The organism is Thioalkalivibrio sp. ALgr3 (genome assembly GCF_000377325.1).
Taxonomy (GTDB): Bacteria; Pseudomonadota; Gammaproteobacteria; order Ectothiorhodospirales; family Ectothiorhodospiraceae; genus Thioalkalivibrio.
In genome coordinates, this window is sequence record NZ_KB897977.1 from 16688 (window position 1) to 41857 (window position 25170).

At 67.0% G+C, this 25170-nt stretch carries 25 protein-coding genes and 1 tRNA gene; 19 read left to right on the forward strand and 7 right to left on the reverse strand.

Annotation, left to right across the window (positions count from 1 at the left end; all coding sequences use genetic code 11):
* Nucleotides 1-7 precede the first annotated feature (7 nt).
* Together C998_RS0102685 and C998_RS0102690 are read left to right on the forward strand one after the other, a co-directional pair.
* Complete coding sequence (locus C998_RS0102685; RefSeq protein WP_018869309.1) at nucleotides 8-2167, forward strand: TonB-dependent siderophore receptor; 2160 nt, start codon at nucleotides 8-10, stop codon at nucleotides 2165-2167.
* Between the two features lie 66 nt (nucleotides 2168-2233).
* Nucleotides 2234-3313, forward strand: coding sequence for a biotin/lipoate A/B protein ligase family protein (locus C998_RS0102690; protein ID WP_026279445.1), 1080 nt, complete (start codon nucleotides 2234-2236; stop codon nucleotides 3311-3313).
* Between the two features lie 66 nt (nucleotides 3314-3379).
* Here the strand turns inward: C998_RS0102690 and C998_RS0102695 are convergent, their stop codons facing one another.
* Together C998_RS0102695 and C998_RS0102700 are read right to left on the reverse strand one after the other, a co-directional pair.
* Nucleotides 3380-4375, reverse strand: a complete 996-nt coding sequence (locus C998_RS0102695; protein WP_018869311.1) for an SPFH domain-containing protein — start codon at nucleotides 4373-4375, stop codon at nucleotides 3380-3382.
* Nucleotides 4372-4896 (reverse strand): NfeD family protein, encoded by a 525-nt coding sequence (locus C998_RS0102700; RefSeq protein WP_018869312.1) that lies wholly within the window; start codon nucleotides 4894-4896, stop codon nucleotides 4372-4374. The genes C998_RS0102695 and C998_RS0102700 overlap by 4 nt, the downstream gene beginning before the upstream one ends.
* Before the next feature lie 137 nt (nucleotides 4897-5033).
* On the opposite strand from C998_RS0102700, the gene ppk2 reads away from it, so the two are divergent.
* Nucleotides 5034-5867, forward strand: a complete 834-nt coding sequence (gene ppk2, locus C998_RS0102705) for a polyphosphate kinase 2 (RefSeq protein ID WP_018869313.1) — start codon at nucleotides 5034-5036, stop codon at nucleotides 5865-5867.
* 18 nt (nucleotides 5868-5885) lie between these two features.
* On the opposite strand, the gene C998_RS0102710 is transcribed toward ppk2, so the two are convergent.
* Complete coding sequence (locus C998_RS0102710) at nucleotides 5886-6881, reverse strand: serine/threonine protein kinase (protein ID WP_231364944.1); 996 nt, start codon at nucleotides 6879-6881, stop codon at nucleotides 5886-5888.
* A gap of 103 nt (nucleotides 6882-6984) precedes the next feature.
* Between C998_RS0102710 and C998_RS0102715 the strand changes: the two genes are divergently transcribed.
* The 11 genes from C998_RS0102715 to C998_RS0102765 all read left to right on the forward strand — a co-directional run bounded on the left by C998_RS0102715 (nucleotide 6985) and on the right by C998_RS0102765 (nucleotide 16253).
* Entirely contained in the window at nucleotides 6985-7794 is an 810-nt protein-coding gene (locus C998_RS0102715) for a motility protein A (protein ID WP_018869315.1), read from the forward strand.
* Nucleotides 7795-8640, forward strand: coding sequence for a flagellar motor protein MotB (locus tag C998_RS0102720; RefSeq protein WP_018869316.1), 846 nt, complete (start codon nucleotides 7795-7797; stop codon nucleotides 8638-8640).
* 157 nt (nucleotides 8641-8797) lie between these two features.
* On the forward strand, nucleotides 8798-10720 hold the full coding sequence (gene thrS / locus C998_RS0102725) for a threonine--tRNA ligase (RefSeq protein WP_018869317.1): 1923 nt from the start codon (nucleotides 8798-8800) through the stop codon (nucleotides 10718-10720).
* Between the two features lie 15 nt (nucleotides 10721-10735).
* Nucleotides 10736-11257 (forward strand): translation initiation factor IF-3, encoded by a 522-nt coding sequence (gene infC, locus C998_RS0102730; RefSeq protein ID WP_081617406.1) that lies wholly within the window; start codon nucleotides 10736-10738, stop codon nucleotides 11255-11257.
* 101 nt (nucleotides 11258-11358) lie between these two features.
* Entirely contained in the window at nucleotides 11359-11559 is a 201-nt protein-coding gene (rpmI, locus tag C998_RS0102735; protein WP_018869319.1) for a 50S ribosomal protein L35, read from the forward strand.
* A 20-nt stretch (nucleotides 11560-11579) separates the two neighbouring features.
* Nucleotides 11580-11939, forward strand: coding sequence for a 50S ribosomal protein L20 (gene rplT / locus C998_RS0102740; protein ID WP_018869320.1), 360 nt, complete (start codon nucleotides 11580-11582; stop codon nucleotides 11937-11939).
* A gap of 130 nt (nucleotides 11940-12069) precedes the next feature.
* On the forward strand, nucleotides 12070-13098 hold the full coding sequence (gene pheS / locus C998_RS0102745) for a phenylalanine--tRNA ligase subunit alpha (protein WP_026279447.1): 1029 nt from the start codon (nucleotides 12070-12072) through the stop codon (nucleotides 13096-13098).
* Nucleotides 13098-15464, forward strand: coding sequence for a phenylalanine--tRNA ligase subunit beta (gene pheT, locus C998_RS0102750; RefSeq protein WP_018869322.1), 2367 nt, complete (start codon nucleotides 13098-13100; stop codon nucleotides 15462-15464). The genes pheS and pheT overlap by 1 nt, the downstream gene beginning before the upstream one ends.
* A 3-nt stretch (nucleotides 15465-15467) precedes the next feature.
* Nucleotides 15468-15767 carry an integration host factor subunit alpha gene (locus C998_RS0102755; RefSeq protein WP_024329755.1) on the forward strand — a complete coding sequence of 100 codons (300 nt, stop codon included), beginning with the start codon at nucleotides 15468-15470 and terminating at the stop codon, nucleotides 15765-15767.
* Complete coding sequence (locus C998_RS0102760) at nucleotides 15751-16107, forward strand: MerR family transcriptional regulator (protein WP_018869324.1); 357 nt, start codon at nucleotides 15751-15753, stop codon at nucleotides 16105-16107. The genes C998_RS0102755 and C998_RS0102760 overlap by 17 nt, the downstream gene beginning before the upstream one ends.
* 69 nt (nucleotides 16108-16176) lie before the next feature.
* Nucleotides 16177-16253: transfer RNA gene (locus tag C998_RS0102765), tRNA-Pro, on the forward strand.
* 86 nt (nucleotides 16254-16339) lie between these two features.
* Here the strand turns inward: C998_RS0102765 and C998_RS0102770 are convergent.
* Together C998_RS0102770 and sohB are read right to left on the reverse strand one after the other, a co-directional pair.
* Nucleotides 16340-16840: a DsrE family protein gene (locus C998_RS0102770; RefSeq protein WP_018869325.1), complete on the reverse strand. Its 501-nt coding sequence runs from the start codon at nucleotides 16838-16840 to the stop codon at nucleotides 16340-16342.
* A gap of 79 nt (nucleotides 16841-16919) precedes the next feature.
* A complete protein-coding gene (gene sohB, locus C998_RS0102775; protein WP_018869326.1) occupies nucleotides 16920-18134 on the reverse strand; it encodes a protease SohB in 1215 nt (404 codons plus the stop codon).
* A 59-nt stretch (nucleotides 18135-18193) separates the two neighbouring features.
* On the opposite strand from sohB, the gene C998_RS0102780 reads away from it, so the two are divergent.
* From C998_RS0102780 to C998_RS0102790, 3 genes are read left to right on the forward strand one after another with little or no spacing between them, the layout of a single operon-like run.
* On the forward strand, nucleotides 18194-18574 hold the full coding sequence (locus C998_RS0102780; RefSeq protein ID WP_231364945.1) for a hypothetical protein: 381 nt from the start codon (nucleotides 18194-18196) through the stop codon (nucleotides 18572-18574).
* Nucleotides 18562-19470, forward strand: coding sequence for a LysR family transcriptional regulator (locus tag C998_RS0102785; protein WP_018869328.1), 909 nt, complete (start codon nucleotides 18562-18564; stop codon nucleotides 19468-19470). The genes C998_RS0102780 and C998_RS0102785 overlap by 13 nt, the downstream gene beginning before the upstream one ends.
* A 3-nt stretch (nucleotides 19471-19473) precedes the next feature.
* On the forward strand, nucleotides 19474-21258 hold the full coding sequence (locus C998_RS0102790; RefSeq protein WP_018869329.1) for an N-acetylglutaminylglutamine amidotransferase: 1785 nt from the start codon (nucleotides 19474-19476) through the stop codon (nucleotides 21256-21258).
* Between the two features lie 54 nt (nucleotides 21259-21312).
* Here the strand turns inward: C998_RS0102790 and moaB are convergent, their stop codons facing one another.
* Nucleotides 21313-21876: a molybdenum cofactor biosynthesis protein B gene (gene moaB, locus C998_RS0102795; protein WP_018869330.1), complete on the reverse strand. Its 564-nt coding sequence runs from the start codon at nucleotides 21874-21876 to the stop codon at nucleotides 21313-21315.
* A gap of 55 nt (nucleotides 21877-21931) precedes the next feature.
* Between moaB and rluB the strand changes: the two genes are divergently transcribed.
* Together rluB and C998_RS0102805 are read left to right on the forward strand one after the other, a co-directional pair.
* Complete coding sequence (gene rluB / locus C998_RS0102800) at nucleotides 21932-22870, forward strand: 23S rRNA pseudouridine(2605) synthase RluB (RefSeq protein WP_018869331.1); 939 nt, start codon at nucleotides 21932-21934, stop codon at nucleotides 22868-22870.
* Between the two features lie 3 nt (nucleotides 22871-22873).
* Nucleotides 22874-23545: an endonuclease III domain-containing protein gene (locus C998_RS0102805; protein WP_018869332.1), complete on the forward strand. Its 672-nt coding sequence runs from the start codon at nucleotides 22874-22876 to the stop codon at nucleotides 23543-23545.
* Between the two features lie 33 nt (nucleotides 23546-23578).
* On the opposite strand, the gene C998_RS0102810 is transcribed toward C998_RS0102805, so the two are convergent.
* Nucleotides 23579-24943: a sigma-54-dependent Fis family transcriptional regulator gene (locus C998_RS0102810; protein ID WP_018869333.1), complete on the reverse strand. Its 1365-nt coding sequence runs from the start codon at nucleotides 24941-24943 to the stop codon at nucleotides 23579-23581.
* Between the last annotated feature and the right edge of the window lie 227 nt (nucleotides 24944-25170).

A 25170-nucleotide genomic window follows, 5' to 3' on the forward strand; every position in this document is an offset into this window, starting at 1 on the left:
GATCACCATGACGCAACGTACCATCGGGAAGACGACTCTGGCCACGCTGCTGGCCCTGCCGGGCGCGGCCCTGGCCCAGGACGAGGCCGTGGAGCTGGCACCGGTATCGGTGACGGCCACCGGCTACGAGACCCTGATCGAGGATACGCCGGCATCGGTCACGGTCATCGACCGCGACGAAATCCGCAACCGCCCGGGGGTGGGCGTCGGTGATCTGCTGCGTGGCGAGGCGGGCCTGGCCACCGCGGTGGACGGTTCGGTGGGGCAGGACCCGATCATCCGCGGGCTCAAGCGTGACCAGGTCCTGGTGCTGGTGGACGGCGTGCGGGTCAACGCGATGCAGCCGCCGGCGCGCGGCTCGCTCGCCTCCTACGTGAACATGGACCTGATCGAACGCATCGAGATCGTGCGCGGCCCGAGCTCGGTGCTCTACGGTTCCGGCGCGATGGGCGGGGTGATCAACATCATCACCCGCAGCGGCGATTTCACCGAAGAAGAGGAGATGAGTGCCTGGAGCCGTCTGGGCTACAGCTCGGTGGATCGCGGGCTGCGCACCGCGCTGGGCGTGACCGCCTCCAACGAACGCCACGTGCTGGACTTCTCCACCGCCTATCTGGATACCGACGACTACCGCATGGGCGACGGCGACCGCCTGGACGACAGCGGTACCCGCCAGGAGGCCTATCACCTGCGTTATCGCACGCGCCTGACGCCGGACCACGAACTCGGTTTCCGTGCCCAGCGCGACGAGCGCGAGGACGTGTGGTATCTGGCGTCGCGGACGTTCAACGAAACGGACCCGGATGATGTTTTTCCGGGCACCAATGACCCTAACGAGCTGCAGCAAAGGCTGCAGGCCCCGCCTCAGGGCCTGAATACCCATTACACGCCGACCCAGACCCGGGACCTGCTGGAGGCGACCTACCGGGGCGATTTCGGTGGCGCCTGGGCGCCCCGCGTCGAGGCCTCGATCTATCGCCAGGAGCTCTCGCGCGGCAACTACGACTGGAGCCATGCGCTGGGGCGGGACTACCGCGTGTCCGACACCGATTTCACCACCGACGGGGCCCGGATCCAGACGGAGCTGTTCCCGACCGACAACCAGATCCTGCTGGTGGGCGCCGAGTACTGGCGCCTGCGGGCCGGTCCGGATTCCTATATCGGGAACGTCGATCAAGACTTTCGGCCCCGAGAGAATGCCCCGATGAATCTGATCGATGATGGGCAGATCGATTCGCAGGGCGTGTTCGTGCAGTACGAGACCTTCCTTGATGCCGGCACCCTGAACCTTGGCATGCGTTACGACCGCGTGGAGGGTGATGCGGATGACGTGCGCGGTGCGGCGGGTGATCTGCAGAAGGTGGATCACAACCTGAGCTGGTCCGCCGGCTTCAACTGGGACCTGCGCGATGAGGTCAACCCGTATGTCAGCCTGTCCGAAGGCTACCGTTCGGCCAGCCTTCTCGAACGCTATCTGAATTACGAATACAGCGATGGCTACCGCTGGATCGCCGACCCCCAACTGGATCCCGAGCGCAACCGGACCCTGGAGGTCGGGGCGCGCGGCCATCTGCAGGGCTTCAGCTACATGGTCTCCGCCTACGAGAGCCGGATACGCGACTACATCGGTGCGGTGGTGTTGCCGGGCACGCAGAACCAGCGTGAAACGGTCAACCTCGACGAAGCGCGCATCCGCGGGGTCGAGCTGCAGGTCCAGCGCCCGTTCACCGAACACGTGACCGGCGAATTCACCGGCACCTGGATCCGCGGCGAGAACCGCGACAGCCGGTTCGACGAGCCGCTGGCGGAGATGCCGCCGCCGGAGGCCAGCATCGCGCTGCGTCGCTCGGTGGAGCAGGGCTGGCAGTGGGAAGGCCGGCTGCGCGCGGTGGCGCGGCAGGATCGCACGGCGGACCGCTTCACGGATAACACCGAACGCGAGACTTCCGGCTTCGCGACCGGGGATCTGCTGGTGGGCTATCGTTTCCAGCCGTCCGGTCTGCTGCGCCACAACGAGCTGACCTTCCAGGTGAACAACATCGCCGACAAGGCCTACCGCGAGCATGTGACCGGCCAGCGCGAGGATCAGATCGACCCGGCGCGGGGTGCGCAGGAGATCCTGGCCCCCGGTCGCAGCTTTGGCGTGGTCTGGTACGCTGAGTTCTGATCCGGCCCGCGACCGGAGCCGTCATGGATACCGGGGCCGCGGCCCCGCTCGATCAGAGGAAGGAAGATGCGTTTGCGCGTGATCGATTTCGGGCAGCAGCCCGCACTGCGTTCCCAGGCCGTGTACCACGGCGTGGCCGAGGCGATGGGGCCGGACGACGATCCGGTCCTGACCCTGGTAAACCCCGATGATCCCTACGTCTGCGTGGGACTGCATCAGGAGATCGCCCTGGAGGTGGACGAGGAGTACTGCGAGGAACAGAACCTCCCCATCGTGCGCCGGCATGTGGGGGGCGGCGCGGTGTATCTGGACCGCGACCAGATGTTCTTCCACTTCATCTACCCGAGCGCGAAGGCCCCGCGCATCGTCTCGCAGATCTATCAGAAATTCATCGATCCGGTCATCCACACCTATCAGGATCTGGGGGTCAACGCGACCTTCCGTCCGGTGAACGACATCCACGTCGACGGACGCAAGATCGGCGGCACCGGCGCGGCCAGCATCGGCGATGCCACCGTGATGGTCGGCAGTTTCATGTTCGATTTCGACACCGCGACCATGGCGCAGTGCCTGAAGGTGCCGTCGGAGAAGTTCCGCGACAAGCTGCGTGCCGGCATGGAGGACTATATCACCACGCTGACCCGCGAGTTGGGCGAGAAGCCGCCGCGCGAGACGGTGCGCGACGCCTTCCTCAAGCGGGTGGGCGAGGAGCTGGACGTGGACGTCGAGCTGAGCGAGCCGACGGCCGAGGAGGTCGCCGCCATCGATGAACAGCTGCAGGCCCTGGCGGATCCCGAGTGGACCTATCGCAAGGGCCGCAAGTTCGTCGAGATGGGGGTCAAGATCGCCGCGGGCACGCATCTCACCGAGGGCGCGCACAAGGCGGCCGGCGGGCTGATCCGCGCGCAGCTGATGGAAAAGGACGACGAGATCGCCGATCTCCTGCTGTCCGGCGACTTCACGGTGTTCCCCGAGGACGGCATGGACCGGGTTGCGGAGGCCCTGCAGGGGATCCCGCTGGAGGAGCCGGTGCTGCAGGATGCGGTGGCCACGGCCATGTCCGGAGTGGGGCTGGATGCCCCGGGGATTGAACCTGCGGATGTGGCGGCGGCGATTCTGGCAGCCCGCCACCACGAACCGCACTGAGGAAAGGCTGCGGCGGCCGGTCCGTTTCCGGGGCCGGCCGCCGTGGGCGTGCCGTGGCGCGCGGCGTCAGCTGCCCTGCGTCGGGGAGCCGGTCACCGGCGCGGCCGGGCTGTCGACACTGGACATGGCTCCGGCACCGAACAGGTCGCGCATGCCGCCCAGTGATCCCAGCAGGGCGGTGCCTTCCATCGGCACGAACACGCGGTCGCCCTGTTTGGCCAGTTCGGGCAGCATCTCGATGTAGCGCTGCGCGATCAGGTACTGCACGCCGGCCATCGGGTCGTCGGCCTTGCCCTCGAGGGCGGCCATGACGTTCTGGATGGCCTCCTTCTCGCCCTGGGCCACCAGGATGGCGGCCTGTTTCTGGCCCTCGGCCTTCGCGATCTCCGCCTGCTTGTCACCCTCGGCCTTCTGGATCTCGGCTTCCTTGTAGCCCTCGGCCTCGCGCACCGTGGCGCGGCGGTTGCGCTCGGCGACCATCTGCTGGTTCATCGCCTCGCGGATCTCCTGCGGGGTGTCGATGTCGCGGATCTCCACGCGGTTCACCTTCAGGCCCCACTTGTTGCCGGCCTCGTCCATCACCGTCTGCAGGCGCGAATTGATCTCCTGGCGCGACTCGAAGATCTTGTCCAGCTCCATGGTGCCGATCTCGGAGCGCAGCGAGGTCTGGGCGAGGGTCTGGATCGCCAGCACCAGGTTCTCGGTGCCGTAGACCGCGGCCTGCGGGTCCATGATCTGGTAGTAGAGCACGCCGTCGATCTGCACGCCGACGTTGTCCTGGGTGATCACCGACTGGCTGGGGAAGTCCAGCACGACTTCGCGCATGTCGATCTTGTCCTCGGTGCGGACCACCGGCTGGTCGTTCTTGAAGGTGAGGATCGTGATCGCCCGGGGACGGTCGATGAACGGGATGATCAGGTTCAGGCCCGGCTCCAGGGTGCGGTGGTACTTGCCGAGGCGTTCGATCACCTGGGCGCGGCGCTGCGGGATCATGGTGATCCCCATGCTGAGGAAGACCGCCACGAGGACGGCGATGGCGATGAGGGTGATGAGCGTATTCATGCGGGATTCCCTTCGTTGGTGTGGCTGGAGTGGGTGCCGGGGTCGTCGCCGGCCGGGCGGACCACGGCGGTGATGCCCTGGAAACGCTGGATGCGCACGGCGTCGCCTTCCTGCAGGGTCTGCTGCGGATCCTCGGGCCGGGCGGGGTAGGCATCGCCCAGCACGCGCACGCCGAGCCCTCCATTGTAGGGTTCGAGGTGCAGGATCTCGTTGCGCACCCGGGGGTCATCGGGCGGCCCCTGCTGCGGGCGGCCGGCCCAGCGGCGGCCGACCCAGAACGCCAGGGCGCCGGCCAGGATCATGCCGACCACGCCGGCGCTGAGCTGGCCGGCCAGTTCGGCACCGAAGGCCGCGGCCACCATGGCACCGAGGGCGCCGCCGGCCAGTACGAGGGTGATGCCGCCACCGCCCGACATCAGCCCGCCGAGGATGGCGAGGTCGATGATCAGGATCAGCAGGGCGGCGAGCAGCCAGATCTGCCAGGGATCGAGGGCCCCGGCCCAGGAGGCGATGTCGGCCATGATTCGGTTCCTTCCGTTGCGTGGTTCGACCCTGCCCGACTCGGCACGGGCTTGCAATGCATGGTCACGGTCCCGAGTGGATGCCCGCGCCCGGTACGGGCTGCCATACTGCGGGTTTTGATGGCCGGAGACAGCAGATGGCGGACGGGGAACGCCTGCGGCGCTTTGATGCCGAGGACTACAACAAGGAAGGCGTGCTGCGGCGCAAGGTCTATGAACGCGAGCTGCGGCGGCTGCAGGTGGAGCTGATCAAGCTGCAGCGCTGCGTGAAGGCCGAGGGCCGCCGCGTGGTGATCCTGTTCGAGGGCCGTGACGCGGCCGGCAAGGGCGGGGTGATCAAGCGCATCATGGAGAAGAGCAACCCGCGCATCGTGCGTACCGTCGCGCTGGGGAAACCCTCGGACCACGAACGCGGGCAGTGGTATTTCCAGCGTTATGCCGCGCATCTGCCTACGGCGGGCGAGATCGTGCTGTTCGACCGTTCCTGGTACAACCGCGCCGGGGTCGAACGGGTGATGGGCTTCGCCTCGGAAGAAGAGGTGCAGCGCTTTCTCCATGCCTGTCCGACGTTCGAGCGACTGCTGGTGGAAGACGGCATCGAGCTGTACAAGTACTGGTTTTCGGTCAGCGAACAGGAGCAGGAACGCCGCTTTCAGGCGCGGGTGGAGGACCCCGTCAAGCGCTGGAAGCTCTCGCCCATGGACCTGAAATCGCGTGAGCTGTGGCATGAATTCTCGAAGGCCAAGGACGACATGCTGCGCCATACCGATACCGCGCATGCCCCATGGCGCATGGTGGATGCGGACATCAAGCGCCACGCGCGGCTCAACTGCATCGCCGATATCCTGGAGAATATCCCTTACAGCGACCATCCGCCCGAGAAACCGGAGCTGGGACCGCGCGTCTGGGCCCACGACCAGGAAGCACGTGGCCCGCTGCTGACGGGCAAGTACATCCCCGCACGCTACTGACGGGGCGTACGAGGAGCTTCAGGGCAGGTTCAGAGGGGGCTCGTCGAGGGCGGCGCGCTGCTCGCGCAGCGTGAGGATGTGCTCCTCCCAGAAACGCGGGGTGTAGAACACCGGGAAGCCCTGGACGAAGGCCGGGTCGTCCGCGCGCCGGGCGAGCCAGGCGGCGTGGCGCAGGATGCGCAGGGCCCGCAGCGGCGCGATCAGGGCCAGCTCGCGGCGGTCGAAGGGACGAAAGTCCTCGTATCCCTCCAGCAGGTCCAGCAGCTGTCCGGTCATGGTCGGCGTATCGCCGGACAGGAACATCCACAGATCCTGCACCGCGGGCCCGGTGCGGGCGTCGTCGAGATCGACGAAATGCGGGCCGGCATCGGTCCACAGCAGGTTGCCGCGATGTGTGTCGCCGTGCAGGCGGATCGCCGGGACTTCGCCCAGTATCGGCTCGAAGTCCCGCAGACGCTCGACCAGATCGGCACTGAGGTCGCGGTAGACCGATACCAGCTCCGGCGGCAGATGCGCGCCGGACAGGACATCCTCGCGGGCCGCGGTGGCCAGACCGGCAAGGTCCATGATCTCGCGATGCAGGAAGGGGGCGGCGGCGCCGACGGTGTGGATGCGGCCGATGAAACGTCCGATGCGTTCCAGCACCTCGGGATGTTCCAGATCGGGACTGCGGCCTCCGCGCTGCGGGTACAGCGCGAAACGGAACCCGGCGTGTTCGTGGAACGTCTCACCGGTGGCATCCGCCAGCGGGGCGACTACCGGGATCTCCGCCGCCGCCAGCTCGAGGGCGAATGCGTGCTCCTCGCGGATGGCGGCATCGCTCCAGCGCCCGGGACGGTAGAACTTGCCGATCACCGGGAGCGAGCGGCCGTCGTCCCCCTCGGTGCCGATCTGGTAGACCCGGTTCTCGAAGGAATTGAGCTCCAGCAGCCGCCCGTCGCAGCGCAGCCCGGTGGTTTCCACCGCATCCAGGATGCATTCGGGGGTCAGGGCGTCGTAGGGGTGGCTGCTCATGGCGCGATTGTGACACAGCCGCGACCCGTGCGGCCGCGCACGGGTCGAGCGCATATATTAGGATGACGCCATTCCATCCAGGTCTTTTTCTGCGGAGTCCCACTTGGACAAGGCAACTCTTTTCGGCGTGGTGCTGGGGCTGGCGGTGATCTTCGGCGCCATTGTCCTGAGCGGTCAGGCGGCGGATTTCTGGCATCTTCCGGCGGTGCTGATCGTGTTTGGCGGCACCATGGCCGCCACGTTCATCAAGTTCCCCTTCCGCCACGTGATGAGCTCGTTCCGCGTGGCGGTGAAGACCCTCTATCACCAGGAGGATGACCCCCGTGCCCTGATCGAGCGCACCAAGGAACTGGCGCAGGTCGCGCGCAAGAAGGGGCTGCTGGCACTGGAGGACGAGGAGACCCCCAACGAGTTCTACGCCAAGGCCCTGCAGCTGTCGGTGGACGGTTTCGAGCCCGAGCGTATCCAGCACGTGCTGCGCGAGGATCTGGAGCTGTCGCTGGAGCGTCACGAGACCGGACAGAAGGTGTTCCGGTCCATCGGCGAGCAGGCGCCCGCCTTCGGCATGATCGGAACCCTGGTCGGGCTGGTGCAGATGCTGGGCAACCTGGAGAGCCCGGAAGCGGTCGGCCCCGGCATGGCGGTGGCTCTTCTGACAACGCTTTACGGCGCGATCTTCGCGCAGCTTGTGGCCCTGCCCATCGCGGACAATCTGGAAATGCGGGCGCGCTCCGAACACATCACCCGGAACCTGATCGTGGATGCCGTCAACTGCATCCACCAGGGCTTCAACTCGCGCATGATCGAGGAGATGCTGCTGCCGTACCTGCCCAGCAAGCAGCGCGAGAAGGCGGCCGAGGAGCTCGAAAAGCAGGGACAGGCCGAGGGGCAGCCTCAGGGGTCGTCTTCGTAGATGGCCGTGCGCAGGAGCAAGAAAGGCGAGGGCGGCGCACCGCGCTGGATGACCACCTTCGCCGATCTGATGGCGGTGCTGGTGGTGTTCTTCGTGATGCTTTACGCCTTCTCCACCATCGACGCGGAGAAGTACGAGCAGATGGCCGATTCGCTGCGCGAGGTGCTGGGTTCCACCGAGGTGCAGGAGGAAGTGCCCGCCATTCCGGAGCCGACCGTCATCGACCTCGAAGGCCGCTCGCCGGAGCCGCGCACCGTCGAGGAGCCGGAACCCGAACCGGAATACCGCGAGCAGGACGAGATCACCGAGGCCCTGCGCGAGGCCCTGCAGGACGAGCTCGAGCAGGGGCTGATCGACATGGCGGAAGACGACGCCGGTATCCTGCTGCGCTTCGAGGAGCAGGCCGCCTTCGAGATCGGGGAAAAGGATCTGAACGTGGACTTCGTGCCGGTGCTGGAACGGGTGGCCGAAGTGCTGGCCGAGACCCCGGGCCAGATCGTGATTGCCGGGCATACCGACGACTTGCCGATCCGCAGCGAACGTTTCCGTTCCAACTGGGATCTGTCCACCGCGCGGGCGGTCTCGGTGGTGCACGTGATGGAGGACACCGGGGTGGAGCCGGCCCGCATGCGTGCCACCGGCCATGCGGATACCCGCCCGCTGCGCCCGAACGTGGATGCCGAAAGCCGCGCCCGCAACCGGCGGGTGGACGTGCTGCTGATGGACGCCGACGACGCCGATCCGGGCGGGGGGTCGACCGACATCATCGAGGGAGACAGGGGGACGAATGGGCCGGTGCCGCTGGATGAGGCCGTGCCCGAGGCCGACGGAACGCCGGATGGTTAGCCGCGGCACAGGGGGGGCCGCCCTGCCGTCGGCACGGGATTCGTGTCGGGGCGGGCAGGGTTCGTGATAACCTTTGCATGAAGGTTATCCGAATTTATTTCATTTTCTGAATCAGCGACGTTCGACCCCGCGTATGGGTCGGCGAAGGAGTTTCGCAATGCCTGCAGTATCCCTCCCCGACGGCAGCCGCCGCGAGTTCGATCAACCCGTCACCATCATGGACGTGGCGAAGGATATCGGCACCGGCCTGGCGAAGGCGGCCGTCGCCGGCAAGGTGAATGGCGAACTGGTGGACGTGCGCCACGAGATCGACGACGACGCCGAGGTCGCGATCGTCACCGACCGCGATCCGGAAGGCGTGGAGATCATCCGCCACTCCACTGCGCATCTGATGGCGCAGGCGGTCAAGGAACTCTTTCCCGATGCCCAGGTGACCATCGGCCCGACCATCGAGAACGGGTTCTACTACGACTTCGCGTATGACCGCGGCTTCACGCCGGAAGATCTGGAAAAGATCGAGAAGCGCATGAAGGAGCTGGCGAAGCAGGATCTGCCGGTGGAGCGCTCGACCATGGACCGCGACGAAGCGGTGGAGTACTTCCGCAACATGGGGGAGGAATACAAGGCCGAGATCATCGAATCCATCCCGAAGGGCGAGACCATCTCGCTGTACCGTCAGGGCGATTTCATCGACCTGTGCCGGGGCCCGCACATCCCGTCCACCGGCAAGCTGAAGGCCTTCAAGCTGACCAGCGTGGCCGGGGCGTACTGGCGCGGCGATTCCGACAACGAGATGCTGCAGCGCATCTATGGCACCGCGTGGCCGAACAAGCAGCAGCTGGAAGAGCATCTTCATCGCCTGAAAGAGGCGGAACGCCGCGACCATCGCAAGATCGGCGCGGAGCTGGACCTGTTCTCCATCCAGGACGAGGCCGGCGGCGGTCTGGTGTTCTGGCACCCGAAGGGCGCGCGCATCCGCCGCGAGATCGAGAACTTCTGGTACGAGATGCACGAGAAGGCCGGCTACGACTTCGTCGTGTCCCCGCACATCGCCAACCTGGAGCTGTGGCACACCTCCGGCCACGCCGAGTTCTATGCCGACTCGATGTACGAGCCGATGCAGGACGAGCACCAGGCGTTCCAGCTCAAGCCGATGAACTGCCCGTTCCATGTGCTGATGTACAAGGACCGGCTGCATTCCTATCGCGATCTGCCGATCCGCTGGGGCGAGATGGGCACGGTGTACCGGCGCGAGATGTCCGGGGCGCTGCACGGCCTGATGCGCGTGCGCGGGTTCACCCAGGACGATGCCCACATCTTCTGCCGCGAGGATCAGATCGAGGCCGAGGTCATGGGCGTGATCGACCTCACCCTGGAGACCCTGCGCACCTTCGGCTTCGAGGATTTCGACGTGAATCTGTCGACCCGGCCGGATGACGCGGTGGGATCCGACGAGATCTGGGATCACGCGACCCGGGCCCTGCGCGGCGCGATCGAGAAGAAGGGGCTGGAATACAGCCTGGACGAGGGCGGTGGCGCCTTTTACGGACCAAAGATCGATATCAAGATCCACGACGCGATCGGCCGCCAGTGGCAGTGCTCCACCATTCAGCTCGACTTCAATCTGCCCGAGCGTTTCGACATGGAGTACGTCGCCGAGGACAACGAGCGGCGCCGCCCGATCATGATCCATCGCGCCCTGCTGGGATCGGTGGAACGCTTCTTCGGTGTGCTGATCGAGCACTATGCCGGGCACTTCCCGACCTGGCTGGCGCCGATCCAGGCCTCGGTCCTGACCATCACCGAACGCCAGGACGACTATGCCCGGGACGTGGCGCGGCGGCTGCGCGAGCAGGGCTTCCGCGTCGAGCCCGACTTGAGAAACGAAAAGATCGGCTTTAAGATCCGCGAGCACACGCTTAAGCGCGTGCCGTACCTGCTGGTGCTCGGAGACCGGGAGATGGAAGAGGGCAAGGTCGCGGTTCGTACCCGCGACGGCGAAGACCTCGGTACCATGTCCCTGGATGAACTGAGCGAACGCCTCGGGAAAGAGGTTGCCAGCCGGGGCACCGGAACCTGAACTGGAGAAAAGGCCATTAGCGCAGCGAAAACCGTTCGCCTGAACGATCAGATTACGAGTTCGAAGATCCGGCTGATCGACGCCGAAGGCGAGAACCGGGGGATCACCACCAGCGAAGAGGCCCTCGACATGGCCCGCGAATCGGGGCTGGACCTGGTGGAGATCTCGCCGAACGCCGAACCGCCGGTCTGCCGGATCATGGATTACGGCAAGTACAAGTTCGAACAGTCGAAAAAGGCGCAGGAAGCCAGGAAGAAGCAGAAGCAGATCCAGATCAAGGAAGTGAAGTTCCGTCCCGGGACGGACGAGGGCGACTACAACGTCAAGCTGCGCAATCTGCGGCGCTTCCTGGAAAATGGTGACAAGGCCAAGGTCACCATCCGTTTTCGCGGGCGCGAGATGCGCCACCAGGAGCTGGGCAATCAGCTTCTGGATCGAATCGAAGAGGACGTGACCGACATCGCGGTGGTGGAGCAGCGCCCCAAGATGGAAGGACGTCAGATGATCATGGTGATGTCGCCCCGCAAGAAGCAGTAGGGCCGACATCGACAAGGGGCGGCGGGTCTCCGCATACCTGATCGCCCTTTTCACAAACGACCGGCCCTGCGGGGAACCGGTCCCAAATGCCGGAGCAGAAAATGCCGAAGATCAAGACCAACCGGGGTGCGGCCAAGCGCTTCACCCGTACGGGGTCGGGAAAGTACAAGCGGTTCCAGTCGCACCGCAGCCACATCCTGACCAAGAAGTCCACCAAGCGTAAGCGTCACCTGCGCAGCCCGGCGATGGTGCACGAGGCCGACACGGCCGCCGTGCGCAAGATGCTGCCCAACCATCGTTGAACTGACCGAGGAATCGAGACATGCCACGAGTCAAGCGCGGTGTAACCGCTCACGCCCGTCACAAGAAGGTCCTCAAGCAGGCGAAGGGGTACTACGGGGCACGCAAGAACGTCTATCGCGTTGCCAACCAGGCGGTCATCAAGGCCGGCCAGTACGCCTATCGTGACCGTCGCCAGAAAAAGCGCGACTTCCGTTCGCTGTGGATCGTCCGCATCAACGCCGCTGCGCGGCAGTTCGACCTGTCCTACAGCCGCTTCATGAGCGGGCTGAAGAAGGCCGGCATCGAGATCGACCGCAAGTCGCTGGCCGATCTGGCGGTGCACGATCTGACCGCATTCGGCAAGCTGGCCGAACAGGCGAAAGCCGCCCAGGCGGCCTGAGATCCCGCAGGATCACCGCCGTCCTGGCCCTCCGCGCGAGGAGGGGACGGCCGGCAATCCCGGATCATGCGGGAATCCCGAAAGGGGAGGGTTCAGGCCCTCCCTTTTTTGTTTGCAAGGGGGATCGTACGTGGAGCAATTGCAGGAGCTGACCGACGAGGCGCTGGCGCGTGTCGAGGCCGCCACGGACCTCAAGGCGCTGGATGACGTTCGGGTCCATTATCTGGGCAAGAAGGGCGTGCTGACCGCCCAGCTCAAGGAGCTGGGACGGCTGCCGGCGGAAGAACGTCCGGCCGCGGGACAGGCGGTGAACGCGGCCAAGGAACGGGTGGCGGAGGCCATCGAGGCGCGCAGGACCGCACTGGCCGAGGCCGAGCGGGAGGCACAGCTGGCGCGCGAACGTGTGGACGTAACCCTGCCGGGGCGCCGGTCCGCGGGCGGGGCGCTGCACCCCATCACGTCGACCATCGAGCGCATCGAACATTTCTTCGCCGGTCTCGGGTTCCGCGTGGCGGAGGGCCCGGAGGTGGAAGACGACACCCACAATTTCGAGGCCCTGAACATCCCGGCGCATCATCCGGCGCGGGCGATGCACGACACGTTCTACTTCGATGCCCACCGCGTGCTGCGGACGCATACCTCGCCGGTGCAGATCCGCGCGATGGAACAGCAGAAACCACCGCTGCGCGCGATCGCGCCGGGGCGGGTCTACCGCTGCGATTCGGATCTGACCCACAGTCCGATGTTCCATCAGATCGAGGGGCTGTGCGTGGACGAGGACATCACCTTTGCCGATCTGCGCGGGATCCTGGATGCGTTCCTGCGCGGCTTCTTCGAGCGCGACGATCTGGCCACACGCTTCCGGCCGTCGTATTTCCCGTTCACCGAGCCCTCGGCCGAGGTGGACATCCAGTGCGTGCACTGCGGCGGCGACGGTTGCCGGGTGTGCAAGCACACCGGCTGGCTGGAGGTGATGGGCTGCGGGATGGTGCACCCCAACGTGCTGGGCCATGTCGGGATCGACCCCGAGGAATACACCGGGTTCGCGTTCGGCCTGGGCGTCGAACGCATGGCCATGCTGCGCCACGGGGTCAATGACCTCCGGCTGTTCTTCGACAACGACATCCGCTTCATTCGGCAATTCGGGCAGGCAGGCTAATGCGCATCAGTATCGAATGGCTGCAGGACTGGCTGCAGATCAACGAGACCCCGCAGGAGCTCGGGCACCGCCTGACCATGGCGGGGCTGGAGCTGGACGCCATCGAAGCGGCGGCGCCGGCGTTCCACGGCGTGCGGGTTGGCCGCGTCACCGCGGTGGAGCCGCACCCGGATGCCGATCGCCTGCGGGTGTGTCAGGTGGAGGCGGGCGAGGCGGAACCGCTGAACATCGTCTGCGGCGCACCCAATGTCTATACGGGGATGGTGGCGCCGGTCGCGGTGGTCGGGGCGGAGCTGCCGGGCGAGTTCCGCATCAAGCGCTCGAAGCTGCGCGGCGTGACCTCCGAAGGGATGCTCTGTTCCGCACGCGAGATCGGCCTGGCCGAGGACGCCGAGGGGCTGCTGGATCTGCCGGCGGATCTGGAAATCGGCAGCGACCTGCGCACGGCGCTGGGGCTGGATGATCATGTGCTGGAGGTCGACCTGACGCCCAATCGCGCGGACTGTCTGGGCATGCGCGGGATCGCCCGCGAGTGCTCGGCCCTGCTGGACCGGCCGCTGCAGGCCCGCCCGGCGCCCGCGGTGGAGGCGACGCTGGATCGACGTGTGCGCGTGACCGTCGACGATGCGCAGGTCTGTCCGATCTATTCGGGGCGGATCCTCGAGGGCCTGGATGCCCGAGCGCCCACGCCGCTGTGGATGTCCGAACGCCTGCGCCGGGCCGGCGTGCGCCCGCTCTCCGCGATTGTCGACGTGACCAACTACGTGATGCTGGAGCTGGGTCAGCCGCTGCATGCCTTCGATGCCGACCGTGCCGGCGAGGTGATTCGCGTGCGTCGGGGCGGCGAGGGCGAGTCCCTGACCTTGCTGGGCGGCGAGCAGACGGTGGAGCTGTCGCCACGGGACCTGGTGATTGCCGGAGAGACACAGCCGCTGGCGCTGGCCGGAATCATGGGTGGAGCGGCTTCGGCGGTGGATGACGAGACGACTCGGGTGGTCCTGGAATGTGCCCATTTCGCGCCGCGTGCGCTGGCGGGCCGGGCGCGCGAACACGGGCTGCATACCGATGCCTCGCACCGTTTCGAGCGGGGTGTGGATCCCACTCTGGTGCCGCGCGCGATGGAGCGGGCCACCGAGCTGTTGCTGGCGATCTGCGGCGGCGCCTGCGGGCCCGTGGAGACGGCCGGCGACATCCCGTCGACGCACGATGAACGGCCGATCACCCTGCGCGCCGGACGCATTGAGCGTCTGCTCGGGGTTGCCCTGGACGACGGCGAGGTGGAGCGTATCCTGCGGGCGCTGGACTGCGTGGTGGAGCCCGGTGGCGCTGGCACGTGGCGGGTGTTGGCCCCGCGTGCGCGCTTCGACCTGGAGCGCGAGGAAGACCTGATCGAGGAACTGGCGCGGGTGCACGGGTATGACCGGCTGCCGCGCACCCTGCCGGGCGCGGTGCCGCCGGTGACACCGCCGGGCGGGCTGAAGGCGCTGCGCGAGGGGCTGACCCGGCGCGGGTTCCACGAGGTGATCAGTTTCAGCTTCATCGACCGCGAGGTCTCGCAGCGCTTCTATCCCGAGGTGGAGCCGCTGGCGCTGGCCAACCCCATCGCCTCTGACATGAGCGTGATGCGCCCCGGCCTGTGGCCGGGGCTGGTGAGCACGGCCGCATGGAACACGGCCCGGCAGCAGTACGACCTGCGGCTGTTCGAACACGGCCTGCGCTTCGTGCCCGGGCCTTCCGGTCTGTCCCAGGAATCCCGGCTGGCCGGGCTGCTGAGCGGACGGGCCATGCCCGAGCACTGGGAGACGGCATCCCGCGAGCTGGACTTCTTTGACGCGAAGGGCGAGGTGGAGACCCTTTGCGGCAACCTGGCGGAGCCGTTGCGCTTCCGCGCGGAAAAGCATCCCGCGCTGCACGATGGTCAGAGTGCCCGTGTGCTGGCCGGCGAGCAGCCGATCGGCTGGGTGGGCAAGCTGCATCCGTCGCTGGCGGAGCGCTTCGACCTCGGAGCCCCGGTGTTCCTGTTCGACCTGGATGCACGGACCGTCAGTACCGACCCGGTGGCGCAGTTCCGGCCCTTGTCGGCTTATCCCTCGATCCGGCGGGATCTGGCCCTGGTCGTGCAGGAGGACGTGCCTGCCGGGGATCTGCTGGCGGCGATCGGCGAACTCGAGCTGGAGCTGCTGCGTGACGTCCGGCTGTTCGATGTCTACCGGGGCAAGGGCTTGAATCCGGACGAGAAGAGTCTCGCTCTGGGCTTGATTTTGCAGGCATTTGATCGCACGCTTGATGACTCCGATGTGACCGCCGTGACCGATGCGGTGGTGGCGCACCTCGAAAGCCGGTTCAATGCGACCCTGAGGCACTGATCGATGGCAGCTGTGACCAAGGCGGATCTGGCCGCCACGCTGAACGAGGAACTGGGCCTGAACAAGCGCGAGGCCAAGGAATTCGTCGAAATGTTCTTCGAGGAGATGCGTCAGTCGCTGGAAGACGGCGAGGGCGTAAAACTCTCGGGGTTCGGAAATTTCGTGCTGCGCGACAAGAACCAGCGCCCGGGGCGCAATCCCAAGACCGGGGAAGAGATCCCGGTCTCCGCGCGCCGGGTCGTGACGTTCCGCCCGGGCCAGAAACTGCGCGAACGGGTCGAGAGCTATGCTGGAAGCGAGTAACCACCAGGAGCTGCCGGCGATCCCGGGCAAGCGGTATTTCACCATCGGGGAAGTCGCCGAGCTGTGCCTGGTCAAGCCGCACGTGTTGCGTTACTGGGAGCAGGAATTCCCGATGCTGGAGCCGGTCAAGCGGCGCGGCAACCGCCGGTACTACCAGCGTCAGGACGTCATCCTGATCCGTCAGATCCGCGCGCTGCTGTACGAAGAAGGCTATACCATCAGTGGCGCGCGGCAGAAGCTCTCCGGGGACGAGGCGCGCGAGGATCACCAGCAGGCCCAGCAGATCATCCAGGACACGATTCAGGAACTGGAATCGGTACTGAAGGTGCTGCGGAACTGAAACACGCGGAAGACGGGGTGGTTCGCCCCCTTTCGCGAACGGCCGCTCTCGATTACCATATGTCGCGTTCGGGGCGTAGCGCAGTCTGGTAGCGCATCTGCATGGGGTGCAGAGGGTCGCAGGTTCAAATCCTGCCGTCCCGACCAAACAGGACAGTAAAAAGGCCGCCGGGGGAGTCCCCGGCGGCCTTTTTTGTGCGCGCCGAACGGGTTCGGCGTCGGCCGGGATCGGTTTACTGCATGTAGGAATAGCCTTCCTGCTGCAGATGGATGATTTCGGAGTCCGCCATGGGGACGATCTCCACGAACCCGTGCACGTCCTCGGGCTCGATGCCGCGCAGGGCGGCGGAGGCCTCGCACATGCGGATGTCGATGTTGCCGGCGCGGGTCAGGGACTCGGCGCGGCGCATCAGGTCACGGTGTTCATCGAACTGATCGCGGGTGAAGAAGGGCACCTCGCGGCCGTGCAGCACCAGCACGATGTGTGAATCGAACGGATCGGCCTCGTAGACGTTGTTGAGCATGCTGACGCGGTCGAGGACGAAATCCATCTCGTCCGCGGTATCCACGGCCACGTCATACACCACACGGGCCGGTTCGTACTCCTTCTGGTTGACCTCGGCGGAGCCCCAGGGCATGTCGTCCTGTGCCGGGGCGGTCAGCGGGGCGCCCAGCAGGAGTGCCCCGGCGACCAGGCTGGCGAGGGGACCGATACGGCTTGCATGTGCGGACATCACGTTCTCCCTTGCAATGTGGACTGGAGATACCAACAAGACGCATGGACGGGCCGGATCCATTCCGTCAGTGTGTCCGTCAGCGTGGCGGTTCGCCCGGCCCGCGGGCGTGTTCTTCGGGGCTGCGGGCGTGCAGTACGCGTTCCAGCAGTTGTTCGGCGGCCATGCCGACCCGGCGGCCGATCGGTTGCGCGCGGGTATAGGAGACCTCGAAGACCTCGGCTTCGCGTGCCAGTTTCATCAACAGGTCGTCGCTGGTGCCGATCTCGTCGGCCAGCCCCAGGGCGCGGGCCTGGTCCCCGTACCAGTGTTCGCCGGTGGCGACCCGGTCCAGTTCCAGCTGCGGCCGGTATCTCTGCAGGAACTGCTTGAACAGTTCGTGGGTTTCGTCGAGGTGATCCTGGAACTTGCGCCGGGCGGCGTCGGTATTCTCGCCGAACACGGTCAGGGTGCGCTTGTAGTCCCCGGCGGTCAGCAGTTCGAAGTCGATGTCGTGGCGGTCGAGCCAGCGATGGAGGTTGGGGATCTGCGCCACCACCCCGATGGAGCCGAGGATGGCGAACGGTGCGGCGACGATGCGATGGCCGACCGCGGCCATCATGTAGCCGCCACTGGCGGCCACGCGGTCGACCACCACGGTGAGATCCAGTCCTGCCTCGCGCAGACGGCCGAGCTGCGAGGCGGCCAGCCCGTAGGACGGCACCATGCCGCCGGGGCTCTCGAGGCACACCACGGCCTGGTCGCGGCCGGGCTCGGCCAGAGTGAGTACGGCGGTGATTTCTTCGCGCAGGTTGTCCACTGCCGACGCCCGAATGTCGCCCTGAAAGCGCAGCACGAAGACCCGCGGCGCGGGGGCCTCTTCGTGTTCGAGTTCGATCACGGTGGGTGATTCGCTGACCGGCTTTCCGCCGGGTGCGGAAGAAGCGGACGGGTCGGCCGGCGATTCGGCGGTGTCGGCGTCGCTTTCCCCGGCGGATTCCGTCGACCCATCGGGGGTCCCGTTGCCCTGGCCGTTGCTATTGCCATTGCCATCAAAGGGGTGTCCGGGCTGGCGGCGCCGGCGCAGGCGGTCTCGCAGGCGCTGCAGGCGGGTGCGCGGGCCTTCCACCGCGCGGCGCACGGTCTTTTCCATGCGTGCATAGCGGTCGTTCAGGCGTTTGACGTTGAGCTGGTCGGGCCGGCGCTCGCGGCTGCGGGCGATCAGCCCGACAAAAGCGCTCATCAGGATCAGCACCGCCATGACGGCGGTGACAACCTTGGCGAAGAACAGTCCGTAATCCTGCAGCAGTTCCATGTGATTCCTCGGGGTCGGCGGGTGGTCGACGCATCGTCTGTGCGTGCCATAATGCCACCATGATTGCTTCCGACGCTTGGGACCCGCGCGCTCCGGGTCGTTTTCATGGTTGCGAGGATGCCGGCGGGCCGGAACCCGAGCCGGTGGTCTACCGCGATGTGCCGGTGCTGACGCTGCGTCAGGTCGACGAATGGAACGGCCAGCCCAAGGGCACGGCGTTCCGCATGTTCCGGGCCCGCGAGGGTGAGCTGGAAGAGGGGCGTGACTTCTTCCTGATCCGGCGGGGCGAGGAGCCCGAGCTTGCCGAGCAATGGCGTGCGGCCGGCACCATCTATCCGTCGACCGTGCACGTGGTCCTGCTGGGAGCCCGGGCGGTGGAGCGCATGCGTGCGGAATGGCATGCGCGCACGCACAGCCCGGACTGCGGATGTCCCGGGTAACCCTCGAGCAGTGGCGCATGCTCAAGGCGGTGGTGGATGCGGGCGGTTTCGCCCGCGCCGCCGAGCGGGTGCACAAGAGCGCCTCCAGCGTGAATCACGCGGTGCAGAAGCTGGAGGAACAGCTGGGGGTCGAGGTCTTCGAGCTGCAGGGCCGCAAGGCGGAACTGACGCCGGCGGGCCATGCGCTGTTGCGGCGAGCCGAACACCTGCTCGAGGAGGCCGCGGATATCGAGGCCCTGGCCGGCGCGCTGGCCACCGGTGTGGAATCGGAACTGCACCTGGCGGTGGAGCAGATCATCCCCGCCGCGCGGGTCATCCACGCCCTGGAGGCGTTTTCGCGCGAACAGCCGGCGACCCGCATCCAGCTGCACGAGGTGGTGCTGGAGGACGGTCCGCAGCGTCTGGAGCAGGGGCGGGTGGACATGCTGCTGGCGCCCCAGGTGCCCTCGGATTTCCTGGCGCAGGAAATCGGGGAACAGACCATGGTGTGTGTCGCTCATCCGGGGCACCCGCTGGCGACCTCCGGCGCTCCCCTGACGCGTCGCAATCTGCGTCCGCACCGCCAGGTGGTGCTGCGCGATTCGGGTGCCCGTGGCAACGGTGAAGGCGGCTGGCTGGACGCCGATCAGCGCTGGACCGTGGGGCATGTGTCCACGGTGCTGGAGGTGCTGCGTTCCGGGGTCGGGTTTGCCTGGGTCCCGCTGGACCGGGTCGCCGCGGATCTGGACGCCGGGCGCCTGACGGAACTGCCGCTGGAGGCGGGCGGGCGTGTGCGCGTCCCGTTCTATCTGACGCTAGCCGATGGTGACGCGGCCGGCGTCGCCGGGCGGGCGCTGGCTGACGCGCTGCGCACGGCCTTTCAAACTTCGCCAACCTCGACCGGGATGGATCCATAACCCATGTGCGGAATTGCCGGAGAATTTGTCTGGGGCGAATGGCGCGCGAACGCGGATGCGGTCGCGCGCATGCTGCCCTGTCTGGAACGCCGCGGCCCGGATGCCGATGGCCTGTGGGCCTCGGGCCGGGTGGCGCTGGGACACCGGCGGCTGTCCATCCTGGACCTGTCGCAGCGGGCGCATCAGCCGATGTTCGACCCCGAGACCGGGCTATCTCTGGTGTTCAACGGGGCGATCTACAACTTCCGCGCGCTGCGCAGCGAGCTCGAGGGGCGCGGTCACCGGTTCTTCTCCAGCGGTGATACGGAGGTGATCCTGCGCGGGTATGCCGAATGGGGCGAGGGCGTGGTGGCGCGGCTGCACGGCATGTTTGCCTTCGCACTGTTCGACGGGGAACACCAGCGCCTGCTGCTGGCACGTGATCGCATGGGCATCAAGCCGCTGTATCTCGCGCGCACCGGTGACGGGATCCGGTTTGCCTCCAATACCGCGGCCCTGCTGGCCGGCGGCGGTGTGGATACCGAGCTGGATCCCGAGGGTCTGCACATGCTGTTCTCGCTGCATGCGGTGGTGCCGGCGCCGCGTACGGTGTTGCGGGGCGTGCGCAAGCTGGAACCCGGGCATTACATCACCATCGATGCGCGCGGCCAGGAGCGCCGCGAATGCTACTGGACACTGTCGGCGCGGCGCCCGGCGGAAGCGGTCAGCGATGCGGAATGGCAGGAGCGCATCGAGGACGGCCTGCGCCGCGCGGTGCGCCGCCGACTGGAAGTGGCGGACGTCCCGGTGGGGGTGCTGCTGTCGGGCGGCCTGGATTCCTCGCTGCTGGTGGCGCTGGCCATGGAAGAGGGGGCGCGCGACCTGCGGACATTTACCGTCGGGTTCGAGGATCAGCCCGAGGAAAAGGGCTCCGAGTTCGAGTATTCCGATCCGGTGGCGGAGCGTTATGCCACCGATCACCAGGCCACGCTGATCCCCAACGACCAGGTGCTCGCACGGCTGCCGGAGGCCGTGGAGGCCATGGCCGAACCGATGTTCGGGCAGGACGCGGTCGCGTTCTACCTGCTCTCCGAACAGGTCTCGCAGCACGTGAAGGTGGTGCAGTCGGGGCAGGGGGCGGACGAGGTCTTCGGCGGCTATTTCTGGTACCCGCAGATGGCGGAGGACCGTCACGGCGACTGGGTGGAACGCTTCCGCCGGCATTACTTCGACCGCGATCACCCGGAGATGGCCGAGATGCTGCGTCATCCGCCGCCGAATGACGTGACCGGGGAGTGGCTGCGCGAGCAGTTCCGCCAGCTCGAGACCGACCGTGCGGATTCGTTCATCGACGCGGTACTGGCGCTGGACGTGACCACGTTGATCGTCGACGACCCGGTCAAGCGCGTGGACAACATGACCATGGCCTTCGGTCTGGAGGCGCGGGTGCCGTTCCTGGACCACGAACTGGTGGAGACCGCCGCGGCGATGCCGCCGCACCTGAAGCTGGGCGACGGCGGCAAGGACGTGCTGCGGCGCATCGCCCGCGGCCGTCTGCCGGACGCGGTGCTGGACCGGCCCAAGGGCTATTTCCCGGTGCCGGCCCTGAAATACGTGCGCGGCGAGTTCCTCGAGTTCATGCGCGACATCCTCAACTCGCGTGCGGCGCGCGAGCGCGGACTGTATCAGCCGGCCTACATCGACAAGCTGCTGGACGCCCCGGACCAGTATTTCACCCGGATCCAGGGCTCCAAGCTGTGGCACGCGGCGCTGCTGGAGTACTGGCTGCAGGTCCACGTGGATGGCTGAATGCCGTGCCGGAGCGGGCAGGGGATCGGTCAGGGGGCTGACCTCCTGCGCGTCTCAGCTCTCCTTCAGGCGCGGCATCAGCATGGTCAGGTTGCAGGGCATGGTGCGGTCGTCGAGCTGGGCGCGGATGATGCGATCCCAGGCGGTGCGGCAGGCGCCGGTGGAACCGGGCAGTACGAAGATATAGGTGCCGTTGGCCACGCCGGACAGGGCGCGCGACTGCAGGCTGGAGGTGCCGATCTCTTCCCACGACAGCATGCGGAACAGCTCGCCGAAGCCTTCGATCGTCTTGTCCAGCAGCACCGAAACCGCCTCGGGTGTCCCGTCGCGGCCGGTGATGCCGGTGCCCCCGGTGGTCAGGATGGCATCGATCTGCGGGTCCGCGATCCAGCGCGAAACCACCGCGCGCAGGGCGTAGATGTCATCCGGCCGGATGTCGCGCTCCGCGAGTCGGTGACCGGCCTTTTCCAGACGTTCCACCAGCGTGTCCCCGGAGCGGTCTTCGGCGGTGGAACGGCTGTCGGAGACGGTCAGCACGGCGATGTTCAGGGGGGTGGTGACGGGATCCCCGGTCTCATGTTCGGCGTTATTGCCGGCTTCGGGCGTGTGCGTGCTCATGGCGGTTTCCGGTTGGTGTATCGTGGGCGGTCATCATAAACAGTGGCAGGGCTCGATGCAGGAACGGGTACAGAAGGTCCTCGCGGCGCGCGGTCTGGGATCGCGGCGCGAGATCGAGGGGTGGATCGAACGCGGCGAGGTGCAGATCAACCAGCATACCGCCGGACTGGGCGATCGCGTGGGGCCGGATGACGTGATCCGGGTGCGCGGCCGCGTGGTCACGCGACCGGAATATCCGCATCGCTGGATCGCCTATCACAAGCCGGTCGGCGAGATCTGCTCGCGCTCCGACCCCGAGGGCCGGCGTCCGGTGTTCGCCAGCCTGCCGAAACTCAAGGGCCAGCGCTGGGTCGCGGTGGGCCGGCTGGATCTGAACACCTCGGGGCTGCTGCTGTTCACCACCGACGGCGAGCTGGCCAACGCCCTGATGCATCCGGCCGGTGCGATGGAACGTGAATATGCCGTGCGCGTGCTGGGGGAAGTCCCGGAAGAGACCCGGCGCATGTTGCTGGAGGGCGTTGAACTGGAGGACGGTCCGGCGCGCTTCGATGCGCTGGAGGCCGGTGGTGGCGACGGGGCGAACCAGTGGTATCACGTGATCGTGAGCGAGGGGCGTAATCGCCTGGTGCGGCGGCTGTGGGATGCAGTCGGGGTCACGGTCAGCCGCCTGATCCGGGTGCGCTACGGGCCGGTGGTGCTGGGGCGCGGGCTGAAATCGGGCGCTGCGCGTGACCTCGAGGTAGGCGAAGTGGCCGCGCTGTATCGCGAGGCGGGGCTGAATGTGCCGGAGAATCTGCAGCCGCCGGAGAAACGTCGCGGTACTCGGCCGAAAAAGAAAAAGGGCGGGGCAGCCAGGGGTCGCGACAAGGGCGAGGGCTGGAGTTCGTCACGTCCGGGTGCCGGGGCGAAGACCGCCAAATCCGCCAAATCCGGCAAGCCCGGCGCGCGCCGGGGCAGGGGGGCGCGCAGCGGACGCGGCCGGCCGGGGCGCTGAGCCATGACCGACGGTGCTGACACCGCGGTGCCGGACTGCCGCACGGTGCTGGAGCGGCTGCACGCGCATTACGGTCCGCTGCACTGGTGGCCGGCCGAGACCGCGTTCGAGGTCATGGTCGGGGCGGTGCTGACGCAGAACACGGCCTGGAGCAACGTGGAGCGCGCACTTGCGGCCCTGCGCGAGGCGGATGCGCTGACGCCGGCGGGGATGGCGGCCCTGGAGCCGGAGGAACTGGCCGAGCGAATCCGCCCGTCGGGGTATTACAACGTCAAGGCCGGGCGCCTGCGGCACCTGCTGGCGTTCCTCGAGCGGACGGGCGGGATCGAGTCGCTGTCTGCGCTGGAGACCGGGTCACTGCGCGAGGCCCTGCTGGGGGTGAAGGGCATCGGTCCGGAAACGGCCGATGACATCGTGCTGTACGCCTTCCACCGCCCGGTGTTCGTCGTGGATGCCTACACCCGGCGACTGTTCGAACGCCTCGGGCGACCGCATGCGCGGGACGGCTACGAGACGCTGCGGGCTTCCGTGGAGGCCGAGCTCGGTGCGGATACCGTGGCGTTCAACGAGCTCCATGCGCTGATCGTGGAGCACGGCAAACAGCGCTGTCGGCCACGGCCGCTGTGCGACGGCTGTCCGCTGGGGGATCGCTGTTACGGGGTTGTCACGGGCTGATGCGCCACGCGGAGCGGCACCGGCGGGTGTGGCTCAGAGGTCGTCATCCAGCCGCTGCAGGTGCCGGTACAGGCTGCGTTCGCTGAGCCCCAGACGCGCCGCCAGCGAGCGCCGGTCGCCCCGATGAACGGTGGCCGCGTAACGCAGGTATTCGCGTTCCACTTCCTCCAGCGGGCGGATCTCGCCACCGGCCAGCGCGCGCGGCGGCGGCAGATCGCGGTCATCGACGCCTTCGGTCACCTCGGTGCCCAGGTGTTCCGCACGGATCTCCTCGCCGTCGCTGAGCAGCGCGGCGCGTTCCAGGATATTGCGCAGCTCGCGGATGTTGCCGGGGAAGGGATAGCGTTCCAGCACCTCGCGCGCGCCCTGACTGAGATACGGGCGGGCCGGCAGTTCGAGGCGCTCGAACAGGGCCTGGGACAGGATCGGGATGTCGGCCCTGCGTTCGCGCAGCGGCGGTACGCGGATGGGAAAGGTGCTCAGCCGGTAATAGAGGTCCTCGCGAAACTCCCCTTCGCGGACCAGCTGGCGGAGATCACGGTGCGAGGCACAGACCAGGCGGAAATCGGCGCGCCGCGGTTCGGTGCTGCCCACCCGCCGGAAGGTCCGGGTCTCCAGCAGGCGCAGCAGCTTGACCTGCAGCCCGTGGGGCACGTCGCCGATCTCGTCGAGGAACAGTGTGCCACCGGCGGCGGATTCCACCAGCCCGGCCTTGGCATGGGTGGCCCCGGTGAAGGCCCCGCGTTCATGGCCGAACAGCTCGCTTTCGAACAGGGTCTCGGTCAGGCCGGAGCATTCCACCGGCACGAACGGGCCTTCCGCGCGGCGGCTCTGGTCGTGCACGGCACGGGCCACCAGCTCCTTGCCGGTGCCCGACTCGCCCTGCAGCAGCACCGATGCCTCACTGGGTGCGACCCGGCTGACCAGCCCCAGCATCTCGTTGAAGGCGGCGGACTGTCCGACCAGCCCCTGTTCCCCGGCCTGCGGCGACGAGACCGGAAGGTGGTGCAGGACCTCGATCAGGTAGCGCAGCTTGCCGTCGGAACCGTAGATCGGGAACATCTCCACGTCCACGTGTTCCTTGCCGCGGGCCGTATGGTGGACGTGCAGCGTGCGGTTGGGCTTGCCGGTGGCGAGGGTATCCCGCAGAGGGCAGGTCTCGCCCGCTTCGTCACAGGGCCGCCGGAAGTCGTGCGAGGCTTCGTAGCAGCGTTGCCCGTTGCCCCCGGCATCTACCTCGTACAGATGCCGATAGGCCTGATTGGCGCCCAGGATGTCGTAGTCTGGCGACAGCAGGATGGCGGGCTCCTGAAACACGTCGAGGATGCTGACCACCTCGTCGCGGTCCAGGCCGCGTGTCCATTGAGGCACGGATTCTGTGGGCAACTTTTCGTTCACGATGCTGACGGCTCCGGTGTCCGGGAATGGGTCCCTGCGCGATGCAGTATCTCCCGTGTTCCCGGTTGGAGTCATGTTCCCGCATCGTGTTCCGGTGCTCCGCAAACAAAAAACGCCACGAACCCGAAGGTCCGTGGCGCCCAGGGAGACACTGCCCCGTATACGGGGCAGTGTCTCCCTTACGCCCCGCAGCGGGCGGTTGCCTGCGAGCCGGGTCCGGAGAGAGA

Excerpts from the sequence above, each read along its gene's own strand:
- C998_RS0102700 (WP_018869312.1), bottom strand. The coding sequence starts at position 4,896 with ATGGCCGACATCGCCTCCTGGGCCGGGGCCCTCGATCCCTGGCAGATC.
- C998_RS0102685 (WP_018869309.1), top strand. The coding sequence starts at position 8 with ATGACGCAACGTACCATCGGGAAGACGACTCTGGCCACGCTGCTGGCC.
- C998_RS0102710 (WP_231364944.1), bottom strand. The coding sequence starts at position 6,881 with ATGAGCAGCCACCCCTACGACGCCCTGACCCCCGAATGCATCCTGGAT.
- rluB (WP_018869331.1), top strand. The coding sequence starts at position 21,932 with ATGCAGGAACGGGTACAGAAGGTCCTCGCGGCGCGCGGTCTGGGATCG.
- C998_RS0102785 (WP_018869328.1), top strand. The coding sequence starts at position 18,562 with ATGTCCCGGGTAACCCTCGAGCAGTGGCGCATGCTCAAGGCGGTGGTG.
- pheT (WP_018869322.1), top strand. The coding sequence starts at position 13,098 with ATGCGCATCAGTATCGAATGGCTGCAGGACTGGCTGCAGATCAACGAG.
- C998_RS0102760 (WP_018869324.1), top strand. The coding sequence starts at position 15,751 with ATGCTGGAAGCGAGTAACCACCAGGAGCTGCCGGCGATCCCGGGCAAG.
- C998_RS0102720 (WP_018869316.1), top strand. The coding sequence starts at position 7,795 with ATGGCCGTGCGCAGGAGCAAGAAAGGCGAGGGCGGCGCACCGCGCTGG.
- sohB (WP_018869326.1), bottom strand. The coding sequence starts at position 18,134 with ATGGAACTGCTGCAGGATTACGGACTGTTCTTCGCCAAGGTTGTCACC.
- C998_RS0102755 (WP_024329755.1), top strand. The coding sequence starts at position 15,468 with ATGGCAGCTGTGACCAAGGCGGATCTGGCCGCCACGCTGAACGAGGAA.
- ppk2 (WP_018869313.1), top strand. The coding sequence starts at position 5,034 with ATGGCGGACGGGGAACGCCTGCGGCGCTTTGATGCCGAGGACTACAAC.
- moaB (WP_018869330.1), bottom strand. The coding sequence starts at position 21,876 with ATGAGCACGCACACGCCCGAAGCCGGCAATAACGCCGAACATGAGACC.
- C998_RS0102695 (WP_018869311.1), bottom strand. The coding sequence starts at position 4,375 with ATGAATACGCTCATCACCCTCATCGCCATCGCCGTCCTCGTGGCGGTC.
- C998_RS0102790 (WP_018869329.1), top strand. The coding sequence starts at position 19,474 with ATGTGCGGAATTGCCGGAGAATTTGTCTGGGGCGAATGGCGCGCGAAC.
- C998_RS0102690 (WP_026279445.1), top strand. The coding sequence starts at position 2,234 with ATGCGTTTGCGCGTGATCGATTTCGGGCAGCAGCCCGCACTGCGTTCC.
- C998_RS0102770 (WP_018869325.1), bottom strand. The coding sequence starts at position 16,840 with ATGTCCGCACATGCAAGCCGTATCGGTCCCCTCGCCAGCCTGGTCGCC.
- C998_RS0102780 (WP_231364945.1), top strand. The coding sequence starts at position 18,194 with ATGATTGCTTCCGACGCTTGGGACCCGCGCGCTCCGGGTCGTTTTCAT.
- rplT (WP_018869320.1), top strand. The coding sequence starts at position 11,580 with ATGCCACGAGTCAAGCGCGGTGTAACCGCTCACGCCCGTCACAAGAAG.
- C998_RS0102805 (WP_018869332.1), top strand. The coding sequence starts at position 22,874 with ATGACCGACGGTGCTGACACCGCGGTGCCGGACTGCCGCACGGTGCTG.
- thrS (WP_018869317.1), top strand. The coding sequence starts at position 8,798 with ATGCCTGCAGTATCCCTCCCCGACGGCAGCCGCCGCGAGTTCGATCAA.
- rpmI (WP_018869319.1), top strand. The coding sequence starts at position 11,359 with ATGCCGAAGATCAAGACCAACCGGGGTGCGGCCAAGCGCTTCACCCGT.